Source organism: Streptomyces yongxingensis (genome assembly GCF_055597465.1).
Window position 1 is genome coordinate 11029705 of sequence record NZ_CM145717.1, and the last position, 12962, is coordinate 11042666.

At 71.1% G+C, this 12962-nt stretch carries 11 protein-coding genes and 3 pseudogenes; 10 read left to right on the plus strand and 4 right to left on the minus strand.

What is annotated here, in order from left to right; all coding sequences use genetic code 11:
- The first annotated feature begins 13 nt into the window (after positions 1-13).
- Together ACZ6TD_RS46825 and ACZ6TD_RS46830 are read left to right on the plus strand one after the other, a co-directional pair.
- Positions 14-886, plus strand: coding sequence for a universal stress protein (locus ACZ6TD_RS46825; RefSeq protein WP_471348230.1), 873 nt, complete (start codon positions 14-16; stop codon positions 884-886).
- 232 nt (positions 887-1118) lie between these two features.
- A pseudogene (locus tag ACZ6TD_RS46830) lies at positions 1119-2868 on the plus strand (acetate--CoA ligase family protein); the annotation flags it as partial.
- A 22-nt stretch (positions 2869-2890) separates the two neighbouring features.
- Here ACZ6TD_RS46830 and ACZ6TD_RS46835 read toward each other — a convergent pair.
- Both ACZ6TD_RS46835 and ACZ6TD_RS46840 read right to left on the minus strand, forming a co-directional pair.
- Positions 2891-3532: a universal stress protein gene (locus ACZ6TD_RS46835; RefSeq protein WP_471348232.1), complete on the minus strand. Its 642-nt coding sequence runs from the start codon at positions 3530-3532 to the stop codon at positions 2891-2893.
- Entirely contained in the window at positions 3529-3777 is a 249-nt protein-coding gene (locus ACZ6TD_RS46840) for a universal stress protein (protein WP_471348234.1), read from the minus strand. The genes ACZ6TD_RS46835 and ACZ6TD_RS46840 overlap by 4 nt, the downstream gene beginning before the upstream one ends.
- A gap of 273 nt (positions 3778-4050) precedes the next feature.
- On the opposite strand from ACZ6TD_RS46840, the gene ACZ6TD_RS46845 reads away from it, so the two are divergent.
- The 7 genes and pseudogenes from ACZ6TD_RS46845 to ACZ6TD_RS46875 all read left to right on the plus strand — a co-directional run bounded on the left by ACZ6TD_RS46845 (position 4051) and on the right by ACZ6TD_RS46875 (position 10721).
- A complete protein-coding gene (locus tag ACZ6TD_RS46845; RefSeq protein WP_471348236.1) occupies positions 4051-6630 on the plus strand; it encodes a cation-translocating P-type ATPase in 2580 nt (859 codons plus the stop codon).
- A 93-nt stretch (positions 6631-6723) separates the two neighbouring features.
- A pseudogene (locus ACZ6TD_RS46850) lies at positions 6724-6840 on the plus strand (hypothetical protein); the annotation flags it as partial.
- 129 nt (positions 6841-6969) lie between these two features.
- Positions 6970-7500 carry an IPT/TIG domain-containing protein gene (locus tag ACZ6TD_RS46855; RefSeq protein WP_471348238.1) on the plus strand — a complete coding sequence of 177 codons (531 nt, stop codon included), beginning with the start codon at positions 6970-6972 and terminating at the stop codon, positions 7498-7500.
- On the plus strand, positions 7497-7928 hold the full coding sequence (locus ACZ6TD_RS46860) for a hypothetical protein (protein WP_471348240.1): 432 nt from the start codon (positions 7497-7499) through the stop codon (positions 7926-7928). The genes ACZ6TD_RS46855 and ACZ6TD_RS46860 overlap by 4 nt, the downstream gene beginning before the upstream one ends.
- Before the next feature lie 626 nt (positions 7929-8554).
- On the plus strand, positions 8555-8689 hold the full coding sequence (locus ACZ6TD_RS46865; RefSeq protein WP_471358669.1) for a hypothetical protein: 135 nt from the start codon (positions 8555-8557) through the stop codon (positions 8687-8689).
- A gap of 329 nt (positions 8690-9018) precedes the next feature.
- Positions 9019-9636: a pentapeptide repeat-containing protein gene (locus ACZ6TD_RS46870; RefSeq protein ID WP_471348242.1), complete on the plus strand. Its 618-nt coding sequence runs from the start codon at positions 9019-9021 to the stop codon at positions 9634-9636.
- A gap of 446 nt (positions 9637-10082) precedes the next feature.
- A complete protein-coding gene (locus tag ACZ6TD_RS46875) occupies positions 10083-10721 on the plus strand; it encodes a carbonic anhydrase (RefSeq protein ID WP_471348244.1) in 639 nt (212 codons plus the stop codon).
- A 509-nt stretch (positions 10722-11230) separates the two neighbouring features.
- On the opposite strand, the pseudogene ACZ6TD_RS46880 reads toward ACZ6TD_RS46875, so the two are convergent.
- A pseudogene (locus tag ACZ6TD_RS46880) lies at positions 11231-11479 on the minus strand (Sua5 family C-terminal domain-containing protein); the annotation flags it as partial.
- Positions 11480-11644: 165 nt separating this feature from the next.
- On the opposite strand from ACZ6TD_RS46880, the gene ACZ6TD_RS46885 reads away from it, so the two are divergent.
- On the plus strand, positions 11645-12523 hold the full coding sequence (locus ACZ6TD_RS46885) for an NAD-dependent epimerase/dehydratase family protein (protein WP_471348245.1): 879 nt from the start codon (positions 11645-11647) through the stop codon (positions 12521-12523).
- A gap of 9 nt (positions 12524-12532) precedes the next feature.
- On the opposite strand, the gene ACZ6TD_RS46890 is transcribed toward ACZ6TD_RS46885, so the two are convergent.
- Positions 12533-12934 (minus strand): DUF6193 family natural product biosynthesis protein, encoded by a 402-nt coding sequence (locus ACZ6TD_RS46890; protein WP_471348247.1) that lies wholly within the window; start codon positions 12932-12934, stop codon positions 12533-12535.
- Positions 12935-12962: the final 28 nt, after the last annotated feature.

Sequence of the window (12962 nt, forward strand, 5' to 3'; positions counted from 1 at the left end):
AGGAGGCACCGCCATGGAAGAAGCCGTCATGGAACAAGTGGTCACCGTGGGTCTCGACGGCTCGGCCGAGAGCCTGGCCGCCGCGCACTGGGCCGCCGACGAGGCGGAACGGCGTCAGCTGGCGCTGCGTCTGACGCACGCGTGGATCCTGCTGTGCCCGCCCACGCCCGACAGCCAGGCGGCGGACGACCAGAACTACTGGGCGAAGCGCATCGTGCACGACGCCCGCACCGAGCTGGCCCGCGACCACCCGAAACTGACCATCATCGAGGACCTGGTGGCGGACGAGGCCGAGACGGCCCTGCTCGACGCGGCGGCGCACTCCCGCATGCTGGTGCTCGGATCGCGCGGGCTGGACCGGGTGGCGAGCTTCTTCCTCGGCGACATCGGACTGCACACCATCGCACGGGCGGAGCGGCCGGTGGTCCTGATGCGCGCGGGGCGGGCAGAGGCCGGACACCGGCGGCGTGTGGTCGTGGGCCTGAGCCTGCACGGCCCCCAGGACAACCTCCTGGAATTCGCCTATGTCACCGCTTTCACCCGCGATGTGCCACTGCATGCCGTCCACGGACGAAAGCCCGACCGGACCCATGCCGCCACCGGGGGCGCGGAGTCCGGCGTGGCTCAGGCCCTCACGGAGCAGGCGCGACGGGAACTGGACGAGGTACTGCGACCGTGGCGGGAGAAGTTCCCCCGGGTGAAGGTCGTCGACGAGATCCGACTGGAGAGCCCGGCCCAGGCCGTCGTGGAGGCCGCGGCCGACAGCGACCTGCTGATGGTCGGACGGCGGAAGCACCCGCCCGCGCTGGGGCCCCGCCTGGGTCCCGTGGTACAGGCAGCGGTGCACCACGCGAGCTGCCCGGTCGCCGTCGTCCCCCATGAATGAGGGGGACGCGGCGTCGGCGGGACGGAGGACCAGCCACCTCCTCGGAGATTCCCATGAGCCATCCCATCACCGCAGGCGTGGACGCTTTTTGCTCGGGTCCGTCGGCCTGCATGTGCTTGCGTTGTCCAGGAGTCCCGTCGTGATGGTGCGGAGGAGCGGAAGGGACCCGGCCGGTCGGCCACGTCGCACACGCACTGCTCCACCACGCCGCGCGCCCCGTCGCTGTCGTGCCCCACGCATCGCGGTGCCCGACGTCGCGGGGCAGTGCGGTACGGCGGGTGTGGGGGCGCTGGTCGTCCTGACGGCGGGGCTTGACACCGGTCAGGCGGAGGCGCTGTTCACCTGCTGACGCCGCCACGGGATGCGGCTGGTGGGCCCCAACTGCCTGGGGATCGCCGACACGGCCGACGAGGCGTGTCTGAACGCGACGTTCGCCGCGCATCCTCCGCTGCCGGGGTGCGCGCGGGTCGCCGTACAGTCCGGAGGGGTCGGCATCGCTCCACCTGGAGTCCTTCGGGAATCCGCGGGCCTTCTCCCGCACCGCGCGCCGTGTCGCCCGCACCATGCCCGTGCTCACCGTGGACGCGGGCCGCTCGGAGGCCGGGCGGCGCGCCGCCGCCTCGCACACCGCCGCGCGGCCACCCCCGCCATGACCCGCGGTGCCCTGTTCACCCAGGCGGGCATCATCGCCACCCGGAGTATCGCCGAACTGGTCGACACCACGGCCCTGTTGCACGCCCAGCCGCTGCCCGCGGGCATCCGGGTCGCGGTGGTGAGCAACGCGGGAGGCGCTGGTGTGCTGGCCGCCGACGCCTGCGCCGACGCGGGACTCACCGTCCCCGCGCTGGACCCCGGTCTGGCCGGTGAACTGCGGGCGGTCCTGCCGCCCGGCGCCGCCACCGGCAACCCCGTGGACACCACGGCCGCCGTCACCGCTGACCGGATGCGCTCCTGTGTGGACCTGCTGGCGGCACACGGAACCATGGACGCCGTGCTGGTGGTCCTCGTGCCCACGGCCCTGGCCACCGGAACGCGGGACGACCCGCTGCTGGCCCTCACCGGCTCCCCGGGCCGGCACCCCCGGCCGGTGGCCGCGGTCCTCCTCGACCAGGAGGCGCCCGTACGGCTCCTCGCGGGCACCGACGACCGCCCCGTCCCCGCATACTCCGAACCGCAGTCCGCGGCGCGCGCACTGGCCCATGCCGCCCGCTACGCGCGCTGGCGCGCCGAACCGCCGGGCAGCGTGCCACCGCTGTCGGGCATCGACCCCGCCGGTGCCACGGTCCTCGTGGAGGAGTTCCTCACCCGTCATCCCGGTGGAGGGTGGCCCGACCCCCGTGACTGCGCGGCCCTGCTCGACCGCTACCGCGGTGGCGGCCGCACGGCACCTGGTGGAGGACGAGCGCGGCCGGGTGGCCGTCAAGGCGTACTGGCCCGGGCTGGTGCACAAGAGCGACCTGGGAGCGCTGCGGCTCGACCTGGAGGGGCCGGACCAGGTGCGCCACGCCTACCGGGACCTGCGGGCGCGTTTCGGGGACCGGATGGCCGGTGCGTTCCTCCAGCCCATGGCACGCCGGGGCGTGGAGCTGTTCGCGGGTGTCGTGCAGGACGAGGTGTTCGGCCCCCTGGTGCTCTTCGGCCTCGGCGGCACCGCCACCGAGCTCCTCGCCGACCACGCCGCCAGACTCGCCCCGCTCACCGACCGCGATGTGCACAGCCTCCTCACCGCTCCGCGCTGCGCCCCGTTGCTCTTCGGCTACCGGGGTGGCGGGCCGGTGGACCTCGAGGGGCTGGAGCTGCTGCTGCTGAGGCTGTCCCGGATGGCCTGTGACCTCCCTCAGCTCGCCGAGACCGACCTCAACCCGGTGGTGGCCCGGCCCGACGGAGTTCTCGTCCTGGACGTCCGGCTGCGCCTCCTGCCACGCCATGCCCACGACCCCTACCTGCGGCGACTGCGCGCCGCTCGGCAGTGGCGAGCCTGAGCACGCCCGTGCCCTGCCGCGCTCACACCCGCTGGGGCACGATCACGACCGGGCATGCGGAGCGGTGGAGTACGGCGTGGCTGACCCGGCCGAGCTGCGGCCCGGTGTGGTCACGGCGCCGGAGGGCGCCGACGACCAGCAGATCGGCCTGCTCGGACACGTCCAGCAGGACCCGGTGCGCCGGTCCTTCGATGACTTCGCGATGGACCGTGATGCTGTCGTGCTCGCGCTCGACTTGTTCCAGAACTTCGCTGAGGACGCCCGCCGCTTGCTCCTCGTAGATCAGGCCGCTCGCTTCACGCTCCAGCGGCGACTGGCCCGCGTGGGGGTGCGCGGGGCGCCGCCAGGAGCGTACGGCGTGCAGTGCGGCCTCCCGCGCCCGCGCCTCACGGAAGGCGAACCGGACTGCCGCCGACCCTTCCACCAGGTCGCCGACGGCGAAGACCACGCGCCGCAGGGCGCCCGCGCGGTTCTTCTCCCCGCCCCTGACCACGGCCACCGGGGAGACGGCACGTGCCGCCACCGCCAGGCCGACCGACCCAAGAAGCGTCTCCGCGATCGCGCCCCTGCCACGGGACCCGGTGACCACGGCGAACGCCTCACGGCTCTGCTCCAGCAGCGCCATCACGGTGTCCTCGGCCAGGACCTCGGCGGACACCTTCACGTCAGGTCAGGGTTGCGCAACGTCGCACGTTCCGCGCAGGCGGCGACGATGTTCTCGGCCGCCACATCCTCAGTGGGACGGTCGGTGCCGAACGAGGGCAGGCGGCCCTCATACCGTTCCCACCGGGAAGCATTGACCAGGTGCAAGGGGAGCTCATGGCGTGCGGCCTCGTCCACGGCCCAGTCAAGGGCGTCCAGGCTGGACTCCGGTCCATCGACACCCACCACCAGCGGGAGCGCCATCATCCCCACCGCCTTCCTGCGGTCGACTCATTCGCACGTGAGTACCCCATGACCACGGACACACCGCCCCGCTTCCTGGCTCGTACCGATCGGTTCTGATGGCGGACGTGGTCGGCTTGGGACTCAGGCTCCGTCGCCGGTCCCGTGGGCGCCGGATGCGCTCCAGGAACATCGGCCACACGATGAAGGCATGCCGGCCCCTCGCCCCGCCGAGCGCTTTGGCTCCTCGCGAACCCTGGCCGCCCAGCGAGGGCGGCCTGCGAAGGATGCCCCCTGGTGACGGCAGGGCTGTCGCGGGAGGAAGCGGCGCGGAGACTGGAGCAGCACGGGGCCAATGTCGTGGCCCGGGAACGGCGCACTCCGCTGTGGCGCCGTGTGCTGCAGCAGTTGCGCGACCCACTGATCGTGGTGTTGCTCGTGGCCGCCGTGCTGACCCTGACCACGGGAGATCTCCCCGACGCATCGGTGATCCTGCTCGTCATCACCGTGAACACCGTGGCCGGTGTCGTCCAAGAGGTACGGGCGGAGCGGGCCGTGGCCGCCCTGACGGCCCTCAGCGCGCCCACGGCCCGGGTGGTGCGGGACGGCGAGGAGCGTTCCGTACCGGCCGCTCATGTGGTGCCGGGAGACCTGGTCCTGCTGGGCGAGGGGGACATCGTTCCCGCCGACGGTGAGGTCATCGACGCGGCCCTGCTCCTGGTCGACGAGTCGGCGCTGACGGGCGAGTCCGTCCCGGTGGAGAAGACGGCCGGCGCGGACCGGACGCCGTCCACGGTGTCGGCGGGCACGGTGGTCGTCCGCGGCCGCGGACGGGTCCGGATCACCGGCACCGGCCCGGACAGCGCGCTCGGCAGGATTGCCGCGCTGATGGGTACCGCGCCAGGACTGACCCCGCTGCAACGCCGACTGGCCCGGTTCGGCAGGGTGCTGGCGGCCGTCACCGTCGCACTGTGCGCGGTGGTGCTCGCCCTGGGCCTGGTCCGCGGACAGCCGGTCGAGCTGATGGTCGTGGCCGCGATCAGCCTGGCCGTCGCGGCCGTACCCGAGTCCCTGCCCGCCGTGGTCACCCTCGCCCTGGCCCTGGGGGCACGGCGGATGGCGGAGCGGCACGCCATCGTCCGGCGGCTGCCCGCGGTGGAGACCCTGGGCTCGGTCACGGTGCTCGCCACCGACAAGACCGGCACCCTGACCGAGGGCCGGATGGCCGCGGAGAGGCTGTGGACGCCACAGGGCGAGGCCACCGTCAGCGGCATCGGCTACGGGCCCGAAGGCCGGGTCACACGCGATGGCCACCCGGCGACCGTGAGCGACGCCCCGGACCTGGCCGCGCTGCTCCGCGCCTCGATGCTGTGCAACGACGCCGCGCTGGAGCCTCCTTCGGACGGGGACGGACGGTGGCGCGCGATGGGCGACCCCACCGAGGCCGCCCTGCTCACGGCCGGAGCCAGGCTCGGCCTGGACCGGGCCGCACTGGAACGCGAACTGCCACGGGTCGACGAGATCCCCTTCGACAGCGCACGCAAGCGCATGACGACGGTGCACCGCGCACCCGGCGGCGGACTGCGGGTCGTATGCAAAGGAGCCCCCGAGGTCATGCTCCGGCCGCCGGCCCTCATCGACCCTCTGGACACCCGGACCCGGGCCGCCGCCCAGGCCGAGGCCCTGGCCCGCGACGGATACCGTGTCCTCGCCGTAGCCTCGGCCGACCACGACGAGACACGGCTCCGGAGCCCGGACACCTGGGAATCGGGGCTTTCGCTGCTCGGCCTGGTCGGCATCCTCGACCCGCCCCGCGACACCTCCCGGACCACCGTCACAGCGTGCCAACAGGCCGGTATCGCCCCGGTCCTCATCACCGGCGACCACCCCCTCACGGCACGGGCGGTGGCCGCGCGTGCGGGCATCGTGGCCCGGGAGGACGAGGTCACCACGGGGATGCGCATCCGCCAGGGCACCGCGGGCCCGCTGACCGCCTCGCGCGTCTACGCCCGGACCACGCCCGATCAGAAGCTGGACATCGTCCAGGCATGGCGCGCGGCGGGCCATGTGGTGGCGATGACCGGCGACGGCGTCAATGACGGTCCCGCGCTGCGCCGCGCGGACATCGGCGTTGCCATGGGACAGCGCGGCACCGAAGTGGCCCGCCAAGCGGCCGACCTCGTGCTCGCCGACGACAACCTGGCCACCGTCGTCGCCGCGGTCGAGGAGGGCCGCCGCGTCTACGCCAACGTGCGCCGGTTCCTGCTCTACGCCCTCGCCGGAGGAACAGCGGAAATCCTGGTCATGCTCCTCGGCCCGTTCTTCGGCATGCCACTGCCCCTGCTCCCCGCCCAGATCCTGTGGATCAACCTGCTCACCCACGGACTCCCCGGTGTGGCGATGGGAGCCGAACCCGTCGAGCCGGGGGTGATGCGCCACCCACCACGCCCGCCCGAGGAGAGCGTCCTGGGCGCCGGGCTTTGGCCCCGGCTCCTGGCCATGGGGGTCTTCGTCGCCACCATCACTCTGACCGCCGGAGTCTGGGCGCGGGAGACCGGCCGCCCCTGGCAGTCCATGATGTTCCTGATCCTGGGCGCCACCCAGCTCGGCGTCGCGCTGGGCTGCCGTGCCCGCCCCGGCAGCCTCGCCAACCCATTCCTGCTGCTCACCGTCGGCACGGCGCTGGCCCTGCAAGCGGCGGGCGTCTATCTCCCGCCCCTGCGCACCCTGCTGGGCACCGAGCCACTCCCCATCGCCGACCTCGCGATCGCCGGTGCGCTCTCCGGCCTGGGGCACGTCGTCATGCGTGGACAACGACGGCTCTTCCCGGAGCGCCCGCCCCGCGCCCGCTCGGCGCCCGGCCCGGCCCATGGCTGAACCGGCCGTCGGCCGGGGTGGCGGCGCGGCCTCACGGCCCCGCCCAGGTGGCCCCGGGAAAGCCGGGGGCGCGCCGGATCTCACCCGCCGCAGATCGGCGGGCCAGCCACGCTCACCACCAGGGTCAACTTCGGTTCGGCAGCGGTCACCCCGACCACCGTCACCGCCACCCAGGTCACCTTCGTCGTCCCCAACACCGCACCGTGCTCCGGCCAGGTCTCCGTCAGCGTCACCAGCACCACAGGCGCCACCAGCAACGCCCCGCCTTTCTTCGTCATCGCCACGCCGACCACCACAGGAACCAGCGTCTCCTGCGTCGCAGCCGCCACGGGCGGCCCGGTGACACTGTTCGGCAGCAACTTCCTGACCGGAACGCAGGTCGGGGTGGGCACCGTCGGCACCGTCGCGGTCACTCCCACCCAGCCCAGCCAGGTCACCTTCACCGCATCGGCCAACCCCGGCCAGGTCGGAACCGTGTCCACCCAGCCCGTGACCATCGCCACCGCCGGCGGCACCAGCACCTCGGGCACCACCCTCATCGACTACTACCTCGCCCCGGCCGTCACCTCGGTGGTTCCGGCAACGGGCACCGCAGGAGACCAGATCACCATCAACGGAACCGGCTTCGTCAACGTCGACACCGTCACCTTCACCGACAGCGCCGCGGCCACGGCCACCGCCGTCTTCACCCCCATCAGCGCCACCCAGCTCGTCGCCACCGTCCCCGGCGGACTCGCCACCGGCGCCGGAACCATCACCGTCACAAGCCCGGGCAGAGGGTGGTTTTCGAGAAACCGGTCGTGGCACGGCACCCATCTACCAGGCTGTATGCCATGGATGGAGTTGCTGGAAGCACGGTTCTCGCCTTGATCGGTGTCTTTCTCGGGACCGCGGGGACACTCGTAGGGCAGTACCTGGCGACGCGCGTCGAGGTGCAACGTGACCGGCAGCAACGCAGAGACGCAGAGCGCGCTGAGCGCAAAGAGGCGATCTCGGGATTCCTGGCTGCCGCGCAACGCGTCGAGCTGGTGCTGGATCGCCGAGAACTTGGTCTTCCGGCTCCTGAAGACCCTGCAGACGAGAGACTGCATGACCTGTGGCTGGCGAAGAAGGCCGTCGAGCTGACCTGTTCGCATGAGACAGCCCAGGCCGCCCACGACTACACCAAGACGCTACACGCACACATGCGCAACGCAATTTCGCCTGGACAGGGTGCCACCAAACGTGAATGCCGCCACGCCTTCATGGAAGCGGCGCGGGACGCGTTGGAGAGCGGCCGCCCGAGGATCAGGCGATGACACTCGCGCATGGGTCGTCCGTGACTCCACGACGGACGCGATCTTCACCAAACTGCGGCCAGAGACTTGAAAACAACCAGGGTTACTCCTGGCCTCACTTGATCAAGCTCTCAAGTGAGTGGGGAAGTTCGTGGACACTGCCCTTGTGATGGTGTGGTGCTCCTATGCCGGATGTCTGCCGCAAGTTGGCGCTGGCATGCAGGGGCGGTCGCCGGGGGCTTTGTCAGCGGTACGGTCCTGTGGCGGGACAGCGCAGACACCCCTCAACTTGTCTCGCAGAGAGTGCGGTTCACCTCCCGGTCGGTCGGTTCGACCCTCTACCCTGAACAGGGTGTCCACTGCATCCCCGCCGTCGCCCGGTGGGCCTCCGCCACCAGGCCGATGGCAACGGCTGCGGGCACGCTGGGCCGACCGGCATGCCCTGCCCCGGTTCGGCTTCTGGCTGATCAGCCGGGGTGCCTCCGTGCTCGCGATGTGCACGGCGCTGTATGTGCTCAACGGGTTTCTGATCGGCTGGGCGAACGCCTACGACGTACTGATCGGCATCACTTCGCCTACCGCCGTTCGCCCCCCTGTGGTGCGCGTGGCTACTATCCCTGACCGGCTGGGCCGCCATCCCCGCAATCATCGGAGCCACGGCTGGCTATGTCATCACCGAGCAGATCCAAGCCCACCACGCGCGTGAACTGGAGGACGTTCTCGCCGAACTGCGCCGCCTGGCCGAACCGCCCCCGCCCCCCTCTTCCGGGAGCGGCTCGTGATCACGTTGCATGACGTGCACAAACAGGGCAACGACACGGTGAAGGCCGCGGGTCCTGGCCTTCGGCACCCGCCACCCTGTCAGCCCCGGCGCGCCAGATACCGAACCGGACTGGAAACAGGCAGAGAAACACTTCACCCACATCATCGAGACGATCATGGGATCGGCCACGCCCCCTCCGCCCGGCAGCACGGACGGCCCCGTACGCCGGGCCGAAAACGCGGCCGTCGGATTCCTGCTGGCAGCCAACACCCGGCCCGAATACCGCTACCCCATCTGCGTCAAACGACAACGGCCCCCGCAATGAAGCCACCGGCCTACCCTGGAGACGTGGTGACGGACGACGAGCGCGAAGACCACGCAGCCGCACTCCGCGGGCTGCTCTACCTCGCATGCCGCGACGCCCCCGCCACTGCCATCACCGCAACTGCGGAAGCCATCGCACAACACACAGAGGAAACACCCCACGCACCCGTCCCCCAAGCCGCGCACCTCAACCAGCCTGCGCAGCCAGGCGATGTCGATCCGCTGAAGTTGAGCCTCTCGTACCTGAGCCATGCGGACCTGATGGGCGCGGACCTGAGCCATGCGGACCTGAGCCATGCGGACCTGAGCCATGCGGACCTGAGCCATGCGATTCTGGTCGGGGCGGACCTGAGGAGCACGGACCTGACCTATGCGATTCTGGTCGGGGCGGACCTGTCCGGCGCGGACCTGCGCCACGCGAGCCTGCGCCATGCGAAGCTGCGCCACGCGGACCTCAGCGGCGCTCAACTCGAAACGGTTGCCAGCATGCGCCTGCCAGTGAGCGCGACCTGGGATTCAAACACCCGTTGGCCTGCCTACTTGGCATCGCTTGTCGTCGAAGCGTCCGACGAGTTGGCTCCGGGTGTCTACCGGGTGCGTGACAATCAGAGGCCTGACCGGTCGGGCGCCGTACGGGTGTAAAGGGACCGGCACCGCCGCATCCGTCGGTCGCCTCGCTGTACCGGGCGCTCGCCGAGGCCGAGGCGACCGACGCACCGGCCGGGCCGGAGATCATCGCCCCGCGCCGGCCGACCCGCGTGGACCTCACGGCGAAGGACGTCGTGGCCCAACTGCTGGTGCAGGCCCGGAACGGAGGGGACGGCGTGTGATCCCTGGCGGTCCTCCGTCGTTCGGCCGACAGCGCGGGCAGCGCCTCGCTCGTTGTGCGGGTATGGACCACGAGCGGAGGATTCTGGACCGGTGGCCGTACGGGGCCGGGCAGCAGCGCCGCGCGCTGAGACTCCGCATCGAGGCCGCCCTCGCCGGGCGCCTCGGGGTACTGCCCAAGCCGTCAGCGGCGCCCGACCCGACGCGCACCGACGGGACCAGGCGGTGCGACGGCTGGTGCCGGGTCCTAGGCTGCGGGCATGAGCGAGATCAAGACCCCGACGCCCCGCGAGGCCTTCGAGCTGCTACTGGCCGGTAACCAGCGCTTCGTCGCCGGCACCCCCGAGCACCCGAACCAGGACACCGCCCGCCGCGCCGAGACCGCACCGTCCCAGCAGCCCTTCGCCGTGCTGTTCGGGTGTTCAGACTCCCGGCTGGCCGCTGAGATCATCTTCGACCGGGGTCTGGGCGACCTGTTCGTGGTGCGCACCGCGGGCCACGTCATGGGCCCGGAAGTGCTGGGCAGTATCGAGTTCGGCGTGGAGGTGCTGGGCTGCCCGCTGGTCGTGATCCTTGGGCATGACTCGTGCGGCGCGGTCGGCGCGGCGTGCGCTGCGCTGGAGGACGGCATGACGCCGGCCGGATACGTCCGGGACGTCGTCGAGCGGGTGACCCCCAGCGTGCTGGCCGCGCGGGCTGCTGGACGGGTGGAGCCGGAGGAGATCCTCGCCGAGCACATAAGGCACACCGCCGACCTGCTGCTGGACCGCTCCCGGGTCCTCGCCGACAAGGTCGCCGCCGGCCAGACCGCCGTGGTGGGCCTGCGTTACCGCCTGGCCGACGGCAGTGCGCAACTCGTCGCCTCTCGCGGCCTCGACGCGGCTGTGCCCACCGCCTGACCGCCTCGGCCGCGGCCTCTCAGCGTGATCTGCCGCGGTCGGCAATCATGAGAGGGAGGCACTGCTTGGGTCAGGGGCCCCAGGTCTCCGTACAGGGCGGCATGGAGTGCAGCCGCGAGTTCACGGGCTCGGTCTTCGCTCCGCACGCCGTGCATCATGAAGTAGACCAGGCATGCGTAGGTGTCCAGGTCGACCTCCCGGTTTTCGCCAAGACGGGTGATCGCGGCCCGGACCGCACCGTTCACGGCATCGTCGACAGCGTGGCCGGAGCCGGCAGTGAGCGTGTCCGCCTTCACGGTCCACCGCTGACATCGTTCGGATTCAATGGCGACGAACACAGCCTGCTGCGCCATGGCCGTCCGGTACACATCGTGGAAGGCGTCGGTGCCGGTGGCGTCCGGAATGAGGCGGGCGGGGCAAGGAATGGGCAGCAGCTGCACGAGGGCATCGTGCCCAAAGGAGCAGATCAGTCGCGTCCGGTGACGCGAGAGGTCCATCATCGGTGCTGGTCACGCGGTGGGCCGGGGCCCCGCGGCACGGCGCAGCCGGTTGGCGATCGCCAGTCCCAGCCCCTCCTCCACCGGCAAAGAGGCGATGATCAGGTCGCACCCCTGTTGGTCGAGTTCGCGCAGGAACCGGTACAGCCCGCGTGCGTAGGCGGCCATCGGGGCGGGGGCCGCTACCACGGCGTGGGCCTTCACCGGGGCGCCGGCGAAGGAGGCGGGCAGAAAGACGCCCACCTGGTGTCCCAGCTCCTGAGACTTAGCTGTTTCAGAACTCCTTGCTGGTCAGTGTCCCGTGACTCCGAGGTTGCGGACTGAAGCTGTAGGTTGCGAGGGACCTTGCGGGTTGAAGAGTCGCCTTGTGGCGGATGTGGGGTCAGGGATCGCGGCGGCTGCCAGGGTACCGGTTAGCATCTTGGGATGCGTGTACTGATCACAGGGGCAACTGGCTATGTCGGGCGGGCTGTCGCGGGGGCGCTGGCCGGGACGGGGCATGAGGTCGCTGCCCTGACACGGGATCCTGATTCGGGCAGGGCGAGGGCGCTGAGAGACTTCGGTGTCCGGCCGCTGCGCGGACGCCTCACGGACCGTGCCGTGCTCAGCGGGATACTCGCCGACACGGACGCCGTGGTCCACACCGCCTTCGACCCGGATGACCCCGTCGGCGCCGAGCGTGCCCTGTTCGGTGCTCTCGCCGATGCCGGTGGCCGGCACCACCTCGTGTACACGAGCGGCTGCTCGATCTACGGTGAGCACGCTCACGCGACGCTGACGCCTGGGACCCCCGTCGACAGCAGCACCGTCCGCGCTCGTCTGGAAGCCGAACTGCAGGGTGCGGGACTGCCGCACACGGTGCTGCGGCCGGGGATGGTGCACGGCGGTGATGCACACAGCTCGATCGTCGGGGACTGGTTCCGCGAGGCCCAATCCTCCGGGCCTGTGCACCGGGGACGGCGGGACAAGGTATGGTCCTGGATTCACGTCGAGGACCTGGCGCGGGCCTACACGGCGGTACTGCGTGCGCCCAAGGAACACGACGGGCGCACCTACCTGCTGGCCGACGCGCGTCCTGTGGCCCCACTGACTGTCGTCGAAGCCGCTGCCCGGGCGGTCGGCAGGACCGATGCCGTGGCCTTCGCCCCAATCGAGGACGAGAAGCCCGTATACCGGGTGTTCGACCGGGACGAGGTCATCGACTCTTCCGCTGCCGGGGCCGCGCTGGGGTGGATCCCGCAGAAGAGCGACGTCCTGGCGGAGCTGCCCGCTTCGTTCGGGCAGTGGTCGGCCGCGCGGCCCTGAGCTTGTCGTTTAACCTCCGTTGCGTGCTGCTTCGTGGGCGGCGAGTTCTTCTGGGGTGCCCAGGAAGGCGGGTCCGCAGTTAGCTGGGAGGCGTTCGACCACCATGGCGATGGCTTGCTCGGGGGTTTGTGCCGGTCCCACGGCCTGCGAGCGGAGAGGGCCTGATACCCAGTAGCTGCCTTCGGCGGCGGGTTGGATATAGGGGATGTCCCATGTCCATCGCTGCTCGGTGCACCGGCTGAAGTGCAGCTCGCCCATGCCCGTCCACGGGAACAGCTTCCGCAGCTGTGGTTCGGCATAGGCCGCTTCGAGCAACTCCGGACGCACCCGGCCGTCGGCTCGGACCGCCCTCCAGCCTGCTTCCACAACGTCCTCACTCAGTAGCCTCTCGCTTATTGGGGCATCATGCACCCCGCCCCTTATGCTCGGGAGCTCGGTG